Annotated in this window: 16 protein-coding genes; 14 read left to right on the top strand and 2 right to left on the bottom strand. The window is 69.0% G+C overall.

From position 1 onward, the window contains the following. Positions 1–284 precede the first annotated feature (284 nt). Genes ileS through ndk form a run of 4 tightly spaced genes read left to right on the top strand, consistent with a single transcriptional unit; the run spans position 285 to position 5,812 of the window. Positions 285–3,653, top strand: a complete 3,369-nt coding sequence (gene ileS / locus IFT89_RS14125; protein WP_202939278.1) for an isoleucine--tRNA ligase — start codon at positions 285–287, stop codon at positions 3,651–3,653. Continuing rightward, positions 3,643–5,022, top strand: coding sequence for a bifunctional folylpolyglutamate synthase/dihydrofolate synthase (locus tag IFT89_RS14120; protein WP_202939277.1), 1,380 nt, complete (start codon positions 3,643–3,645; stop codon positions 5,020–5,022). The genes ileS and IFT89_RS14120 overlap by 11 nt, the downstream gene beginning before the upstream one ends. After that, positions 5,019–5,393, top strand: a complete 375-nt coding sequence (locus IFT89_RS14115; RefSeq protein WP_064295611.1) for a DUF4233 domain-containing protein — start codon at positions 5,019–5,021, stop codon at positions 5,391–5,393. Before IFT89_RS14120 ends, IFT89_RS14115 begins: the two co-directional genes overlap by 4 nt. A gap of 2 nt (positions 5,394–5,395) precedes the next feature. Next, positions 5,396–5,812: a nucleoside-diphosphate kinase gene (gene ndk, locus IFT89_RS14110; RefSeq protein ID WP_064295600.1), complete on the top strand. Its 417-nt coding sequence runs from the start codon at positions 5,396–5,398 to the stop codon at positions 5,810–5,812. 88 nt (positions 5,813–5,900) lie between these two features. Here the strand turns inward: ndk and IFT89_RS14105 are convergent, their stop codons facing one another. Continuing rightward, a complete protein-coding gene (locus IFT89_RS14105) occupies positions 5,901–6,500 on the bottom strand; it encodes a vitamin K epoxide reductase family protein (protein ID WP_079705724.1) in 600 nt (199 codons plus the stop codon). Between the two features lie 312 nt (positions 6,501–6,812). Between IFT89_RS14105 and IFT89_RS14100 the strand changes: the two genes are divergently transcribed. After that, entirely contained in the window at positions 6,813–9,227 is a 2,415-nt protein-coding gene (locus tag IFT89_RS14100) for an Rne/Rng family ribonuclease (RefSeq protein ID WP_307783520.1), read from the top strand. Positions 9,228–9,237: 10 nt separating this feature from the next. On the opposite strand, the gene IFT89_RS14095 is transcribed toward IFT89_RS14100, so the two are convergent. After that, positions 9,238–9,528, bottom strand: a complete 291-nt coding sequence (locus IFT89_RS14095; RefSeq protein WP_064295598.1) for a DUF4031 domain-containing protein — start codon at positions 9,526–9,528, stop codon at positions 9,238–9,240. Positions 9,529–9,863: 335 nt separating this feature from the next. Between IFT89_RS14095 and rplU the strand changes: the two genes are divergently transcribed. The 9 genes from rplU (at position 9,864) to rsfS (ending at position 16,812) form a co-directional block, all read left to right on the top strand. Further along, positions 9,864–10,172 (top strand): 50S ribosomal protein L21, encoded by a 309-nt coding sequence (gene rplU / locus IFT89_RS14090; protein WP_079002324.1) that lies wholly within the window; start codon positions 9,864–9,866, stop codon positions 10,170–10,172. A 20-nt stretch (positions 10,173–10,192) separates the two neighbouring features. Further along, positions 10,193–10,450 carry a 50S ribosomal protein L27 gene (rpmA, locus tag IFT89_RS14085; protein WP_056006626.1) on the top strand — a complete coding sequence of 86 codons (258 nt, stop codon included), beginning with the start codon at positions 10,193–10,195 and terminating at the stop codon, positions 10,448–10,450. Between the two features lie 91 nt (positions 10,451–10,541). After that, complete coding sequence (gene obgE, locus IFT89_RS14080) at positions 10,542–12,116, top strand: GTPase ObgE (RefSeq protein ID WP_079705726.1); 1,575 nt, start codon at positions 10,542–10,544, stop codon at positions 12,114–12,116. After that, positions 12,113–12,892, top strand: coding sequence for a glutamate 5-kinase (gene proB, locus IFT89_RS14075; protein ID WP_079002325.1), 780 nt, complete (start codon positions 12,113–12,115; stop codon positions 12,890–12,892). Before obgE ends, proB begins: the two co-directional genes overlap by 4 nt. A 42-nt stretch (positions 12,893–12,934) precedes the next feature. Then, positions 12,935–14,203, top strand: coding sequence for a glutamate-5-semialdehyde dehydrogenase (locus IFT89_RS14070; RefSeq protein WP_137241821.1), 1,269 nt, complete (start codon positions 12,935–12,937; stop codon positions 14,201–14,203). A 49-nt stretch (positions 14,204–14,252) separates the two neighbouring features. Continuing rightward, positions 14,253–14,462, top strand: a complete 210-nt coding sequence (locus tag IFT89_RS14065; RefSeq protein WP_064295593.1) for a hypothetical protein — start codon at positions 14,253–14,255, stop codon at positions 14,460–14,462. Next, a complete protein-coding gene (gene nadD / locus IFT89_RS14060; protein ID WP_137241820.1) occupies positions 14,413–15,090 on the top strand; it encodes a nicotinate-nucleotide adenylyltransferase in 678 nt (225 codons plus the stop codon). The genes IFT89_RS14065 and nadD overlap by 50 nt, the downstream gene beginning before the upstream one ends. After that, positions 15,087–16,379: a hypothetical protein gene (locus IFT89_RS14055; protein WP_202939275.1), complete on the top strand. Its 1,293-nt coding sequence runs from the start codon at positions 15,087–15,089 to the stop codon at positions 16,377–16,379. The genes nadD and IFT89_RS14055 overlap by 4 nt, the downstream gene beginning before the upstream one ends. Before the next feature lie 55 nt (positions 16,380–16,434). Next, positions 16,435–16,812 (top strand): ribosome silencing factor, encoded by a 378-nt coding sequence (gene rsfS / locus IFT89_RS14050; protein WP_079002329.1) that lies wholly within the window; start codon positions 16,435–16,437, stop codon positions 16,810–16,812. Positions 16,813–16,828 lie beyond the last annotated feature (16 nt).

Genomic DNA, 16,828 nt, shown 5'->3' with positions numbered 1-16,828 from the left:
TACGGCCGCGCCCTCGCCCGGATCGACGGGCCGAGCTCCTCGTAGCCGACCCTCCTCGCAGCCGCTCCGCAGGCTGTACGATGGGACCATCGACATCGATCCGGCCATCACCGGGGAGTCCTCGGCAGAACAGCGACCGCTCAGCGGGAGCCCAGTAGAACCGAGCGGGTCAGGCCCGTCACAGCCGATGCAGAGCGGCCGTTCCAGTGGAGCGGCAAGCGGGGTGGTACCGCGTCGGCAACGCCGGCGTCCTCGCAGGACCCACGAGACCTGCCAGGAGAACGATGAGCTACCCGAAGTCCCAGGAACCGACCCCAACCGAGTCGGCGTCGAACGGCGCTGCGTTCGGCGTGACGCCGTCGCCCAGCTTCCCCTCGATCGAGGAGGGGGTGCTCGCCCGTTGGGCCACCGACGGCACCTTCCAGGCCTCCATCGACCAGCGCGAGGGCGCTCCGGAGTGGGTGTTCTACGACGGCCCGCCCTTCGCGAACGGCCTCCCGCACTACGGTCACCTCCTCACGGGCTACGCCAAGGACCTCTTCCCCCGGTTCCAGACGATGCGCGGCAAGCAGGTGCACCGCCGGTTCGGCTGGGACACCCACGGCCTCCCCGCCGAGCTCGAGGCGGAGCGCCAGCTCGGCATCACCGACAAGCGCCAGATCGACGAGATGGGGCTCGCCGCGTTCAACCAGGTCGCACGCGACTCCGTCCTCCGCTACACGGAGGAGTGGCAGGACTACGTGACGCGCCAGGCGCGCTGGGTCGACTTCGAGCACGACTACAAGACCCTCGACGTGACCTACATGGAGTCGGTCATCTGGGCCTTCAAGCAGCTCCACGACAAGGGCCTCGCCTACGAGGGCTACCGGGTGCTGCCCTACTGCTGGCGCGACCAGACGCCGCTCTCCAACCACGAACTGCGGATGGACGACGACGTCTACCGCTCCCGCCAGGACCAGACCGTCACGGTCACCTTCCCGCTGGTCGGTCCGAAGGCCGAGAGCCTCGGGCTCACCGCCGTCCGCGCGCTCGCCTGGACGACCACGCCCTGGACCCTGCCGACGAACGCCGCGCTCGCCGTCGGGCCCGACATCGAATACGCGGTCGTCCCGGCCGGCCCGAACGGCACCCCCGACGCCACGGTGCTCCGCGAGGAGGGCTCCGCCCACGCCGACACCGAGGTCCTCGGCGGCGAGTACCTCATCGCCTCGGCGCTGCTCGGCAACTACGCGAAGGACCTCGGCTACGACTCCGCGGCCGAGGCGCAGGCCGCCGTCTCCCGGACGATCGTCGGGCGCGAGCTCGAAGGCGTCTCCTACGACCGCCTCTGGGACTACTACGCCGACGCCGAGTGGGGCATGGAGCAGGCCTGGCGCATCCTCGTCGCCGACTACGTGTCGACCGAGGACGGCACCGGCATCGTGCACCAGGCCCCCGCATACGGTGAAGAGGACCAGAAGGTGTGTGAGGCCGCCGGCATCCCGGTGATCGTCTCCGTCGACGACGGCGGGAAGTTCCTCCCGGAGGTGTCCGACGTCGCCGGTCTCCAGGTCTTCGACGCCAACAAGCCGCTCACCCAGCTGTTGAAGGCACAGGGCCGCCTCCTGCGTCAGGCGAGCTACGAGCACTCCTACCCGCACTGCTGGCGCTGCAAGCAGCCGCTCATCTACAAGGCGGTGTCGAGCTGGTTCGTCCGCGTGCCCGAGTTCCGCGACCGCATGGAGGAGCTCAACCAGGAGATCACCTGGGTGCCGGAGAACGTCAAGGACGGACAGTTCGGCAAGTGGCTCGCGGGTGCGCGCGACTGGTCGATCAGCCGCAACCGGTACTGGGGTTCGCCGATCCCCGTGTGGAAGAGCGACGACCCGGCCTACCCGCGCATCGACGTGTACGGCTCGCTGGACGAGCTCGAGGCCGACTTCGGCGTGCGCCCGACCGATCTGCACCGCCCGTACATCGACGAGCTCACGCGGCCCAACCCCGACGACCCCACCGGCCGGTCGACGATGCGCCGCATCACCGACGTCCTCGACGTCTGGTTCGACTCCGGATCGATGCCGTTCGCCCAGGTGCACTACCCGTTCGAGAACCGCGAGTGGTTCGACTCGCACAGCCCCGCGGACTTCATCGTCGAGTACATCGGCCAGACGCGTGGGTGGTTCTACCTCCTGCACGTGCTGTCGACCGCGCTGTTCGACCGGCCGGCGTTCACGAGCGTCGTGAGCCACGGCATCGTCCTCGGCAGCGACGGCCAGAAGATGTCGAAGTCGCTGCGCAACTACCCCGACGTCAACGAGGTCTTCGACCGTGACGGTTCCGACGCCATGCGCTGGTTCCTCATGTCGAGCTCGGTGCTGCGCGGCGGCAACCTCGTCGTGACGGAGGAGGGCATCCGTGAGGGCGTCCGCCAGGTGATGCTGCCGTTGTGGAACACCTGGTACTTCTTCTCGCTGTACGCCAACACGGCGGTGCCTGGTGGCTACGACGCCGTGTGGCGCACGGACTCCACCGACGTCCTCGACCGCTACATCCTCGCCAAGACGCGTGAGCTCGTCGTCACCGTGACCGATCACCTCGAGGCGTTCGACGCGACCCTCGCAGCGGCCTCGCTGCGGGACTTCGCGGACGTCCTGACCAACTGGTACGTGCGTCGCTCCCGCGACCGCTTCTGGTCGACCGACGGTGGCGTCTTCGACCGCGACGCCTTCGACACGCTCTACACCGTCCTCGAGACGTACTGCCGGGTCGCCGCTCCGCTCCTGCCGCTCATCACGGAGCAGATCTGGACCGGCCTGACGGGCGAGCGCAGCGTGCACCTCACCGACTGGCCTGAGCCCGAAGCGTTCCCGGAGGACGCGGCACTCGTCGAGGCGATGGACCGCGTCCGCGAGGTCTCCGGTGTCACCCTCGCCCTCCGCAAGCAGGCCGGTCTCCGTGTCCGGTTGCCGCTCGCCTCGCTCACCGTGGTCACGCCCGACCCCGCGTCGCTCGCGCCGTTCGAGGCGATCCTCCGCGAGGAGCTCAACCTCAAGGCCGTCTCCTTCGCCGAGTTGACCGACACCAGCGGCACCGAGTTCGGCGTCACCTCGCGCCTCTCGATCAACGCCCGCGCGGCGGGTCCGCGCCTCGGCAAGACGGTGCAGCAGGCGATCAAGGGCGCTCGGAGCGGCGACTGGTCCGAGGTCGACGGCACGGTCACGGCCGGCGGCATCGAGCTCGTCGACGGCGAGTACGAGCTCGTCATGGAGGCGTCCTCGGGCGCCGCCGGTGGCGTTGCGCTCGCGCTGCTGCCCTCGGGTGGCTTCGCTCTCCTCGAGACCACGCTGACGCCCGAACTCGAAGCGGAGGGACTCGCCCGAGACGTCATCCGTGCCGTGCAGGACACCCGGAAGGCGGCGGACCTGCAGGTGAGCGACCGGATCCGGCTGCAGCTCCGATTCGAGGACGACGCCGACGAACGCGCGGTGCGCAGTGCCCTCGACGTGGTCGACCTCGCCGGCGACACCCTGGCGACGTCCCTGACCTGGTCCGACGACGAGGCCGAGGCTGGAGCGTCGGGCTTCGCCCAGTCGTTCGCGGCCGGGAAGTTCGGCAACGCCGGAGCCTTCACCGTGACCGTCGCGCGTGCAGAGGAGACCGCCGATGTCCGATGACCTGATCGCCGGAGACGAGTTGTCCGCGGCCGATGCCGCCGACGCCGTGTACCGCGAGCTCCTGGAACGGCTGGGGGAGGCACAGCCGCAGCCGCGTCTCGGTGCCACCAAGCGGGCGCTCGAGCTCCTCGGCAACCCGGAGTCGTCCTTCGCGATCATCCAGATCGCCGGAACGAACGGCAAGACGAGCACGGCCCGCATGATCGAGAGCATCCTCCGCGCCCACGGGCTCCGCACCGGTCTCTTCACGAGTCCGCACCTCGTCCGGTTCACCGAGCGCATCGGGATCGACGGCGAGCGGATCTCGGACGAGGCCGTCGCCAGGAACTGGGACGACATCAAGCCGTATCTGGCGATGGTCGACGCCGAGCTGACGGAGGCGGGTGAGCCCGCGCTGACCTTCTTCGAGGCGCTCACCGTCCTGGGATTCGCCTGCTTCGGCGACGCCCCCGTCGACGTCGCCGTCGTCGAGGTGGGGATGGGCGGTGCCTGGGACTCGACGAACGCCGCCGATGCCGAGGTCGCCGTCTTCACGCCGATCGACCTCGACCACGTGCAGCGGCTCGGCAAGACGATCGCCGAGATCGCGCGCACCAAGGCCGGGATCATCAAGCCCGGTGCGCAGGTGGTCTCGGCCGCGCAGCACCCCGACGCGCGTCAGGCGATCGTCGACGCCGCCGCGGCGGTCGACGACCCGGCCGTGTTCGAAGGTGAGGAGTTCGCCCTCGTGCAGGACGCCGTGGCGGTGGGCGGACAGCTCATCACCGTCCGAGGGCGCGCCGGCACCTACCCGGAGCTGTACCTCCCGCTCTACGGCGACCACCAGGGACGGAACGCGACGCTCGCGATCGCCGCGGTCGAGGCGTTCCTCGGCGGAGCGACCCAGCCGATCGCGGAGGACGTCCTCGCTGAGGGCCTCACCGAGGTCGCCTCCCCGGGGCGTCTGCAGCTCATCGGCACCGAGCCGACCGTGCTCGTCGACGCTGCGCACAACCCGCACGGTGCCGCATCCCTGGTCGCCGCACTCGGCAGCTACTTCGACGTCGACGAGATCGCCTTCGTGGTCGGCATCCTCCAGGACAAGGACGCCGCCGGCATCCTGACGACCCTGGCGCCCGCCGCATCCGGCTTCTTCTTCACCCAGTCGGAGTCGGAGCGGGCGATCCCCGCCGAGGAGCTCTCGCGCCTCGCCGCGTCGCTCGACCTGCCGGCGTCGACCTTCGCCGACACGCTCGACGAGGCCGCTGAGGACGCACGGCGCTGGGCCGAGGAGGCGCCGCGCCGGCTGGTGGTGATCACCGGCTCGATCACCCTCGTGGGCGAGGCGATCGAGATCGCCGACGACCGGGAATGGAAGGCGACCGCATGAGCGGCATGGCACGGAGTCGGGCTCCACGGAGCATCAAGCAGACCCTCGGATCGATCATCCTCGGCTTCGAGATGATCGTCATGTTCCTCGGCGCGCTCGTCATCTTCGGGCTGAAGGCCCTCCCGGCCCCGGTCGCGTTGATCGGCGGAGCGGTGCTGTGTCTGATCATCGTCGCGACGATCCCGCTCCTGCGATTCCGCTGGGGGTATTGGCTGGGCTGGGCGGTGCAAGCCGCTATCGTGGCTACCGGCCTGCTCGTGCCGATGATGTTCCTCGTCGGCGGGATGGCCGCAGCCGTCTGGACCTATGCGATGGTCCAAGGCGACAAGATCGAGCGTCAGCAGGCGCTCTACCGAGAAGCGAAGGATTGACCGTGGCTGTTGAAGAAACCCTGGTACTCGTGAAGCCTGACGGCGTCGCACGCAACCTGACCGGCGAGATCCTCCGTCGGATCGAGGCGAAGGGCTATTCGCTCGTGGACCTGCGCATGGTCGAGCCGGACCGCGAGCTGCTGGCCGCCCACTACGCCGAGCACGAGGGCAAGCCGTTCTACGAGCCCCTCGTCGAGTTCATGCTGAGCGGTCCCGTCGTCGCGATCCGAGTCGCCGGCAACCGTGTCATCGAGGGCTTCCGCTCGCTCGCCGGCACGACCGACCCGACCACCGCCGCGCCCGGGACCATCCGCGGCGACTTCGGCCGCGACTGGGGCCTCAAGGTCCAGCAGAACCTCGTCCACGGCTCGGACAGCCCCGAGTCCGCCTCCCGCGAGCTCGCGCTCTGGTTCGCCTGACGCACCGACTCCGCACGACGAAGCCCGCCTCCGATTCCGGGGGCGGGCTTCGTCGTGCGCGTCCGGCGGCCGTTCGGGCCGCCACCGGCTACAGGTAGGACAGGACGTCGAGGCGGAGCTGGGCGATGACCGCCACCACGAGGTAGCACCCGAGCGTCACCACCACGATCCACGAGGACACGACCCCGGCGACGCGGCGGACGGCGGGGGACGCCGGGATGATGCCGTTCCGCAGGGTGAACGAGGTCACCGCGATGAACGAGGGGATCGTCACCGACCAGGTGACCATGCACCACGGGCACAGCGTGCCGAGGACGAAGATGCTCTGCGAGATCAGCCAGATGACGAATCCCAGCGCACCGAGGAACCCGATGTTGAAGGCGATCCAGAACCACCGCGCGAACTGCGCACCGGCGAGGACCGCGACGCCGACGGCGATCGGGGCGATCCAGGCGGCGAGGCCGATGATCGGATTCGGGAATCCGAGGATGGCACCCTGCCAGGAGTTCAGGTTGACCCCGCACTGCACGAGGATGCTCAGATTGCAGCCGAGCTGGGCGTTCGGATCCTGCAGGAGCTGGAACTTGTCGAGGGTGAGCGCGAACGCCGCGATCCACCCGATGACACCTGCGACGATGAGGAAGATCGCGAGGCCCCTGGGGCGCGCGTCGATGACCGGAGTTGACACGCCCTGATTCTCGCACGCCCGCCTGAACGGTGGCGGGACATGCCCGGGTGGTCCGTACTCAGGACCGTCGGCCCTGTTCGTGCGATAATCGTGGGGTGGTGCCCGAGCCGCGCTCGACCGCACGACACAACAGGCTTGTTGGGCAATGAGAGCCCAGGACCCGCCGGCACGTGCCGGCACGATCGTGAGAGCTCCGAGAGCCAGCGATCACACAGGATTTGCGAACGGCTGCACCCGCGGCCGCACGCACGAGACGAAGAACCGGAGGGTGGCGCGGCCACCGACCCGGCATAGGGGAGTACACCAGGAATGGTGAAAGAGCACACCGAGGATCCGGCCACGCCGGGGACCGAGCACGAACCGACCGACCAGCACCTCACGACGCCCGAGACGGCGGACGAGTCGACCAGCACCGAGACGGACGCCCAGGCGGCCGGGCCCGACGAGCAGTCGGCACCTGCCGCACCGGTGCGTCCACCGACCACCATGCTGCTGTTCCAGGCGCCCGACCTGCCGCCGATCGTCCACCGCGACGACGAACCGCTCGAGGCGGAGCTCAGCTCGTCGAGGCGTCGCACGCGTCGTCGTGCCGGCGAGGACGGACCGGAGCAGGGCGAGCGGGGTGGCGACTCACGCCCCGACACCCGCAACGTGGTCAAGGTCCGCACGCCGCGTGAGCCCGAACTCATCACCGAACCGCAGAAGGTGCGCGGCTCGACGAGGCTCGAGGCCAAGAAGCAGCGTCGCCGTGACGGACGCGACGCCGGTCGTCGTCGTCCGGTCGTCACCGAGGCCGAGTTCCTCGCCCGCCGCGAATCGGTCGACCGTGTCATGGTCGTCCGCTCCAAGAACGGCAAGACGCAGATCGGCGTCCTGGAGGACGGCGTGCTCGTGGAGCACTACGTCGCCAGGAGCCAGGAGGCGTCGCTCATCGGCAACGTCTACCTCGGCCGCGTGCAGAACGTCCTCCCCAGCATGGAGGCGGCGTTCGTCGACATCGGTCGCGGACGCAACGCGGTGCTGTACTCCGGCGAGGTCGACTGGGACTCCGTGGAGACGGGTAACCAGCCCCGCCGGATCGAACTCGCGCTCAAGGGCGGCGACAAGGTCCTCGTCCAGGTCACGAAGGACCCGGTCGGACACAAGGGCGCGCGCCTGACGAGTCAGGTCTCGCTCCCCGGTCGGTACCTCGTCTACGTGCCGAACGGCTCGATGAACGGCATCTCGCGCAAGCTGCCCGACACGGAGCGCGCCCGCCTGAAGAAGATCCTCAAGGAGGTCCTCCCGGAGAACGTCGGCGTCATCGTCCGCACGGCCGCCGAGGGCGCGACCGAGGAGCAGCTCACGCTCGACGTCACGCGGCTGAAGTCGCAGTGGTCGGAGATCTCCCGTCAGATCGAGACCGTCCAGTCGCCGGCACTGCTGCACAGCGAGCCCGACCTGCTCATCAAGATCATCCGCGACGTCTTCAACGAGGATTTCCACAAGCTCGTCATCCAGGGCTCGGACGCGTTGCAGGACATCCAGAGCTACCTGCGCGGTGTCGCCCCCGACCTGCTCGAGCGTGTCGAGCCGTATGACGGCACGGGTGACTCCTTCGTCGACTACCGCATCGCCGAGCAGATCGAGAAGGCGCTCGACCGCAAGGTCTGGCTGCCGTCCGGCGGATCCCTCGTGATCGACCGCACCGAGGCCATGACGGTCGTCGACGTCAACACGGGGAAGTTCGTCGGTTCCGGCGGCAACCTCGAGGAGACGGTCACCAAGAACAACCTCGAGGCCGCCGAGGAGGTCGTGCGTCAGCTGCGACTGCGCGACATCGGCGGGATCATCGTCGTCGACTTCATCGACATGGTGCTCGAGTCGAACCGCGACCTCGTGCTGCGCCGCCTCGTGGAGTGCCTCAGCCGCGACCGCACGAAGCACCAGGTCGCCGAGGTCACCTCGCTCGGTCTCGTGCAGATGACGCGCAAGAAGCTCGGCCTCGGCCTGCTCGAGACGTTCAGCGAGCCCTGCGAAGTCTGCGCCGGACGCGGCGTGGTCGTGCACCACGACCCCGTCGTGAAGCACCGCCAGACGCCGCAGCCGGAGCAGCAGCGTCGGCGCGGCAAGGGCGGGTCGCAGGGCGGCCAGCCGTCCTCGAACGGCCAGAGCGCCCAGCAGAAGCCGGCGGGACAGACGCACGGGATCACCGACGACGCGAAGAACGCGCTCGCCTTGATCGCGGCGCGCACGCTGCACCACGAGGAGCTCGCCGCCGCCGAGGCCGTGGCCGACGCCGTCGTGGCCGAGGCACAGCACACACAGTCGCAGCACGTAGAGGCGCAGGGTTCCGAGGAGTCGGTCGCGGACGAGTCCACGACGTCACCGGAGGATCAGTCCGGATCGCACGACGGTCGTCGGAGCCGGCGCGAGAAGCGCGAACCGCGTCGTCGTGGCGGTGACGGGTCCCGCCGGGGTGCTTCGGAGGAGCGCTCCACCGAGGCGCCGACCGAATCCGCGGCCCCGACGCTGGCCTTGCTCGACCTGCCGATCGCACCGGTCGCCGACAAGCCGCGTCGCGCCGCCGTCGCGGACCCCGAGCACCTGCTCGAGTCCGTCCTCGACGCGCTCCCCGAGCCGAAGCAGCCGGGCCAGGGTCGCGGCCGGAGCCGCCGGGTGTCGACCGCTTCACTCGCGGGCGGACAGGCCGTCGGCTCGGACGGCGCCCAGCGTCAGGCCGAATAGTCAGGTCGCATCAGGACGGCGCGTCTCCTCGGGAGGCGCGCCGTTCGCGTGCGGTGATGCGCAAGCCGCTGGCGATGAGTCGACGGACGAGTTCGCCGCCGGTCACCGCGACGGCGCCGGCCGCCACGAGCGAGGCATGGCGCTCGGCGGGGACGTCGTAGTGGTCGAGGTCGAACGATCGCGGCGGGAGCCCGGTGCGTCCGGCGAAGGCGTGCAGCTCCTCCAGGGAGCTGTCGCTCACCACGTGGGACCAGAGCGTGCCGTGCGCCGGCCACAGCGGGGGATCGATGAGCACCGTCATGCCTCCATCCAACCATCGGGCCCCTCGCGCGATTCCCGTCCGTGGCCGGACGCGCCGGGCACCCGGCCGGCGTTCAGGAGCCCCCGGGGTACACTGGTCGAGTGCGTCCGGTGTGGGAGCCGTGAGGAACAGCCTCGGTCACGAGGTTCTGTGCCCACTGGTTTGACCTGGACTGCACGATGAAGTAAACTCGACCGTTGGTGTGCATTGAGTTTTCAATGCCACGCCCAACGGTTTTCTGCCATCAAGGTGTCCCACGTGTTCGAGCCTTTCCGAGCAGTAACTTCCAGCAACAGTCAGTCGGAGCGTTTCGCTCCCCAAAGAACGGGTACGTAGTGGTTTACGCAGTTGTGCGCGCCGGAGGACGGCAGGAGAAGGTCGAGATCGGAACCATCGTCACGATGGACCGGGTCAAGGCCGACAAGGATGGCAACATCGAGCTTCCCGCGGTGCTCCACGTCGACGGTGAGAAGATCATCTCCGACGCGAAGTCGCTCGCGAAGATCACGGTGACGGCCGAGGTGCTCGAGAACCTCCGCGGTCCGAAGATCATCATCCAGAAGTTCAAGAACAAGACCGGTTACAAGAAGCGTCAGGGGCACCGTCAGGAGCTCACGCGCGTCAAGATCACCGGCATCAAGTAAGGCATCGAGGAGAAGAAGAGATGGCACACAAGAAGGGTGCGAGTTCCACTCGCAACGGTCGTGACTCCAATGCACAGCGTCTCGGTGTGAAGCGCTTCGGCGGCCAGGTCGTCCTCGCGGGCGAGATCCTCGTCCGTCAGCGCGGCACGCACTTCCACCCCGGCGCCAACGTCGGTCGTGGCGGCGACGACACGCTGTTCGCCCTCGAGGCCGGCTCCGTGCAGTTCGGCAACAAGGGTGGCCGCAAGGTCGTCAACATCGTCGCTGCTGCAGAGTAGCAACAACGTCTTTCCAGCAGGGGGCGGGCTTCGGCCCGCCCCCTGCTGTCGTACAACCGAGTTCCATGATCCAGAGAGGGGCTGAGCGTCCATGGTCACATTCGTCGACCGGGTCACACTGCACCTGCGAGCGGGCGGCGGCGGCAACGGCTGCGTCTCCGTGAAGCGCGAGAAGTTCAAGCCGCTGGCCGGCCCCGATGGCGGCAACGGCGGACACGGTGGTGACATCGTGCTCGTGTCCGATCCTCAGATCACGACGCTGCTCGGATACCACCGGTCACCGCACCGGAGCTCCGACACCGGCGGCTTCGGCATGGGCGACCACCGCAACGGGTTCCAGGGCGAGACGCTCATCCTGCCGGTCCCCGTCGGGACGGTCGTCAAGGACGTCGACGGCGTCGAACTCGTCGACTTCGTCGAGCCCGGCATGGAGTTCGTCGTCGCTCCCGGCGGCCAGGGCGGCCTCGGGAACGCGGCACTCTCGTCGACCAAGCGCAAGGCCCCAGGCTTCGCGCTGCTCGGCACGCCCGGCTGGGAAGGCGACGTCCTCCTCGAGCTGAAGACCGTCGCCGACGTCGCGCTCGTCGGGTACCCCTCCGCCGGCAAGTCCAGCCTCATCGCGGCGATGTCCGCGGCGAAACCCAAGATCGCGGACTACCCGTTCACCACCCTGCACCCGAACCTCGGCGTCGTCGAGGCCGGCGAGGTCCGCTACACCATGGCGGACGTCCCCGGACTCATCGAGGGCGCAAGTGAGGGCAAGGGCCTCGGTCTCGAGTTCCTGCGTCACGTCGAGCGCTGCTCCGCGCTCCTGCACGTGCTGGACTGCGCGACGCTCGAACCGGGACGCGACCCCATCAGCGACCTCGACATCATCCTGGCCGAGCTCGCCGCCTACCCGGTGCCGGAGGGGCAGACGCCGCTGGTCGAGCGTCCGCAGCTCATCGCGCTCAACAAGATCGACGTCCCGGAGGCGAGGGAGCTCGCGGAGTTCCTGCGTCCCGACCTCGAGGCGCGCGGCTACAAGGTCTTCGAGATCTCGACGGTCTCGCGCGAAGGCCTCCGACAGCTCTCGTTCGCGTTGAGCGAGCTCGTCGAGGAGAGCCGCGCCCGCGCAGCCCTCGAGGCTGCGAAGCCCCGGATCGTGCTGCGCCCGAAGCCCGTCGACGACTCCAAGTTCACCGTCACGGTCGAGGGTGGCACCTACGGCAACCTCTACCGCATCCTCGGCGCGAAGCCGGAACGCTGGGTGCAGCAGACGGACTTCAACAACGAGGAGGCCGTCGGGTTCCTCGCGGACCGACTGGCGAAGCTCGGCGTCGAAGAGGCGCTTTTCAAGGCCGGTGCCGTCGCCGGCGCGACCGTGATGATCGGTGCGGGTGGCGGTGTGGTCTTCGACTGGGAGCCCACACTGACGAGCACCGCGGAACTGCTGACGCAGCCGCGTGGAACGGACCCGCGTCTCGATGCGAGCCACCGCCCGACGCGCAACCAGCGTCGCGACGAGTACTTCGAGCGCATGGACGCCAAGGCCGAGGCCCGTGCCGAGCTGCTCCGCGAACGTGCGGCCGGTCTCTGGAACGACGACGAGGGCTTCGAGGTCGGCTCCGTGCCGGCCGACGCGCAGCAGGACGAGGGTGTCACGACGGAGGACGACGACCGGTGACCATCCACCAGCGCAGTGGCATCCCCTCGGCGCGACGCATCGTCGTGAAGGTCGGGTCCTCCTCGATCAGTGGCGACAACGCCGGGCAGATCACTGCGCTGGTCGAGGCTCTGGCCGAGGCGCACGCCCGAGGCACCGAGGTCATCCTCGTGTCCTCGGGCGCCATCGCGACCGGGATGCCCTACCTCCGCCTCGACGCCCGTCCGAGCGACCTGGCGACGCAGCAGGCGGCTGCCGCCGTCGGGCAGAACGTGCTGATCTACCGGTACCAGGACAGCCTCGACCGGTTCGGCATCGTCGCGGGCCAGGTGCTGCTCACCGCCGGCGACCTCGAGAACCCCAGTCACCGGAGCAATGCCCAGCGGGCGATGGAACGCCTCCTCGGGTTGCGCATCCTGCCGATCGTCAACGAGAACGACACCGTCGCGACACACGAGATCCGGTTCGGCGACAACGACCGCCTTGCCGCCCTCGTGTCGGTCCTCGTCGCGGCCGACGTCCTCGTCCTGCTGAGTGACGTCGACGCGCTGTACACCCGCCCTCCGCACGAAGCGGGTGCCGAGCGCATCGAGGAGGTCCCGTTCGGAGACACCCTCTCGGGCGTCACCTTCGGCGACATCGGCTCCGCGGGCGTCGGCACCGGGGGAGCGGGCACGAAGGTGTCGGCCGCCCGGTTGGCCGCCGAGGCGGGGACGTCCGTCCTCGTGACGTCGACCACGAACGTCGCGTCCGCCCTCCGCGGTGAGCACCTCGGCACCTGGTTCCAACCGGCGTGACGCGGAGAGCGTCCACCAGACGCCGCTGAGTAGAATCGACGCATGTCGTCGCCAACCACCACCGTGCTGCCACTCGCGGATCGTCTCACCGCTGCGAAGCGTGCCTCCCGGGTCCTCGCCCAGGCGACCACCGCGCAGAAGAACCGGGCCCTCGAGGCCATCGCCGTCGCGATCGTCGAGGGCGCGGATGCGGTCATCGCCGCCAACGAGCGCGACCTCGTCGCGGGACGCGAGCAGGGCATCAGTGTCGGCCTGCAAGACCGTCTCCGCCTCGACCGGGGCCGCATCGACGGGCTCGCGGTGGCGGTCCGCGACGTCATCGCGATCGTCGACCCGGTCGGCCAGGTGGTCCGCGGAAGCAACACTCCGGACGGGGTGAAGCTCGAGCAGGTACGCGTCCCGTTCGGCGTGGTCGGCGCGATCTACGAGGCGCGCCCGAACGTCACGGTCGACATCGCCGCCCTCGCGATCAAGAGCGGCAACGCCGTGGTGCTCCGCGGCGGGTCAGCGGCGGAACACTCGAACGCGGTCCTCGTGGGACTGCTGCGATCGGCGCTCGAGTCCGTCGGTCTTCCCGGGGACGCGGTACAGACCATCGACGAGTTCGGTCGCGACGGTGCGAAGCAGCTCATGAACGCCAGAGGCCTGATCGACGTCCTCATCCCGCGGGGGAGCGCGTCACTCATCGAGACGGTCGTCAGAGAGTCGACGGTCCCCGTGATCGAGACCGGCGCCGGCGTCGTCCACGTGTTCCTCGACGAGAGTGCCGAACTCGACTGGGCCGTCGACATCGTGCGCAACGCCAAGGTGCAGCGGCCATCGGTCTGCAACGCGCTCGAGACGATCCTCGTCCACCGCGCTGCGGCCGCGCGCCTGCTGCCCGCCGTGCTCGGCGACCTGCGCGAGCACGGGGTGCTCATCCACGCGGACGAACGTGCCGGCGAGGTCTTCGCCGACGTCGTGCCCGCCGTGGAGGAGGACTGGTCCACCGAGCACATGTCGCTCGAGCTCTCGGTGCGCGTGGTCGACGATCTCGACGCCGCGCTCGAGCACATCGATCGATACTCCACCGGACACACCGACGCGATCATCACGAACGACGTGGTGAACGCCGACCGGTTCCTCGCCGAGGTCGATTCGGCCGTCGTCATGGTCAACGCCTCGACCCGCTTCACCGACGGCGCCGAGTTCGGATTCGGCGCCGAGGTCGGGATCTCGACGCAGAAGCTCCATGCCCGCGGACCGATGGGGCTGCCGGAACTCACGAGTACGAAGTGGCTCGTGCGTGGTTCGGGCCACACCCGTCGGTAGTCGCTAGACTGGTACGGGCGTCACCAGGCGTCGCACAGAAGGAGAGATCATGTCGATTGCCGCGTCCGTCTTGGCCACCGCCGTCCTGGCTGAATCGGAGCACGCCGTCGAACTCGCCGCACCGACCTGGGTGTTCGGCGCGGTCGCCCTCGTGCTGTTCGCCATCCTCGGCGCCGTGACCTTCAGCTACCGCGACGTCGCCAACCGTCATGCCGACAAGGGCGAGTCGGCCTCCGCTCACGGCGAGCACGGCCACTAAGCTGTCCGGCGTGAGCGCGCCCGTCACCGAGACGAAGACCCGTCGTCCTCGGATCGGGGTCATGGGCGGGACGTTCGACCCGATCCACCACGGGCACCTCGTCGCCGCCTCGGAGGTCGCGCAGCACTTCGATCTCGATGAGGTCGTCTTCGTCCCGACCGGCATGCCGTACCGGAAGTCGGGCGTGAGCGACAGCGAGCACCGCTACCTCATGACCGTGATCGCCACCGCAGCGAACCCCCGCTTCACCGTCAGCCGGGTCGACATCGATCGAGCCGGACCGACGTACACGATCGACACGCTCCGCGATCTGCGGCGGAAGCGTCCCGATGCCGAGCTGTTCTTCATCACGGGTGCCGACGCGATCGCCCAGATCCTCAGTTGGAAAGACGTCAGAGAGGTGTGGGACCTCGCTCACTTCGTCGCTGTGAGTAGACCGGGACACGATTTGAACGTTTCCGGATTACCACAGCACGACGTAAGCTTGTTGGAAGTTCCGGCCCTAGCGATATCGTCGACGGATTGCCGGAGCCGGGTGAGCAAAGGCTTTCCGGTCTGGTATCTGGTTCCCGACGGTGTCGTGCAGTACATCACCAAGCACCACCTGTATCGGAGTGAAGCCACATGACCGCGTTGCCAGAGGATGCGCCCCTGACCAGGCGACAGGCTCGAGCGAGCCAGCAGCCGTCGACGTCCGCTGACGAAGCGGCGCCGGACGCCGCTGCACCACGGACACGACGCGCGTCGACATCCGAACCCGTCGCCGGGGGAGCGATCCCCGAGCAGACCACGTCGCGCGACGAGAGCGCTCCAGCGCCTGCGTCCACGTCACCCGCGCCGTCGACGAGCGCTCCGTCCTCCGGTGCACCTGCTCCGGCCCCGACCGGTGGACTCACGCGCCGTCAGTTGCGAGAACTCGAGCGCACCGGCTCGATCGAGCAGGTGGGCTCCCCGGCAGCGCCGGTCGCTCCTCCGGTCGAGCAGCCGGTCCCCTCGGTGGCCCTGCCGCCGCGGACGCCCGATCAGGTGGTCGCTCCGCCCCAGAAGCAGAACAAGGCGGCCCGTCAGCAGGCCGCGAAGCTCGCGCAGCAGGAAGCGGACGCCAAGGCTGCCGCTGCAGCTGAGCAGGAACGTCGCGAAGCCGAGGCGACCAAACAAGCCGAGCAGCGCCAGGCCGCCGAGCGCAAGGCCGAAGAACAGCAGGCCGCCGAGCGCATGGCCACTGAACGCAAGGCGGCCGAACGCAAGGCCGCTGAGCGGGCCGCCGCCGACGAGCGCGCAGCCAAGGCACGGTCCGCCGAGGCGCCGACGCCTCCCGTGACCCCCGCCGCTGCGACACCGGTGGCCACCGGTTCGCTCTTCGACGTCTCGGACCGCGACGACATCTCCGAGGACCCCGCATCGACCCTGTCGAAGGGGTTCGGGCGTGACTCCATGCTCGTGGCTGCACTGGAAGCCGAGAAGGCTTCGCAGGCCGACAATGAGGTCGCGTTCGAAGACCTCCTCGGAAGCGGCATGACGAGCACGGGGCAGATCACCACGAGCTCGCTCATCATCCCCGTCGCTCCGGCGCAGGCTGAGGCGGGCGCCACATCCAACTCCACGGGCGAGATCCTCATCACCGGAACCATCGATCTGCCCCGCGGACTGGGTTCCGCCGGTCAAGACCCGAACCATTTCGACGGTGCAGGGATCGACCGACTCATCGAGGGCGACGAGCTGCCGGCCTCGGTCACCGCAGCGTCCCCCGTCGCGGCCAGCCGCGCGGTCAGTAGCCACGGTTCCACCCGCGACGTCGTCCCGGCCACCACCAACCAGAGCAACAAGCTGCTGATGACGCTCGCGATCGCCGCCGCGGTGCTCGCCGCCGGCGTGATCGCGGTGCTCATCATCGGATTCTTCGGCGGAGCGTTCTAGCCCTGCCGGCATTCACCCGATCGCGCACGATGCGATCGCCAGAGGAGTACACCACATGACCCTGTCCGACACCACACTGGACGCCGTCCAGCTCGCAGCGACCGCAGCCGAGTCCAAGGGCGGCGAGGATCTCGTCGCGCTCGACGTCTCCGGTCCGTTGCCGTTCGTCGACGCCTTCCTCCTCGTCACCGGTCGGAGTGAGCGCAACGTCGTCGCGATCGCCGGCGAGGTCGAGGACCGCCTGAACGCGAGCGGCGTGAAGACGCTTCGCCGCGAAGGCAAGTCCGAGGGGCGGTGGATCCTGCTCGACTTCGGCGAGGTCGTCGTCCACGTCTTCCACGAGGAGGAGCGGATGTACTACTCGCTGGAGCGTCTGTGGAAGGACTGCCCGGTGATTCCGCTGGTCTCGTCCGCACCGCAGCCCGCGAACTGACCATCCCGTCGGTGCC

The organism is Plantibacter sp. CFBP 13570 (assembly GCF_014841395.1).
GTDB classification, from domain to species: Bacteria; Actinomycetota; Actinomycetes; order Actinomycetales; family Microbacteriaceae; genus Plantibacter; species Plantibacter auratus.
The sequence above is the reverse complement of the archived record's forward strand: the minus strand, read 5'-3'. Positions and strand labels throughout refer to the sequence as shown.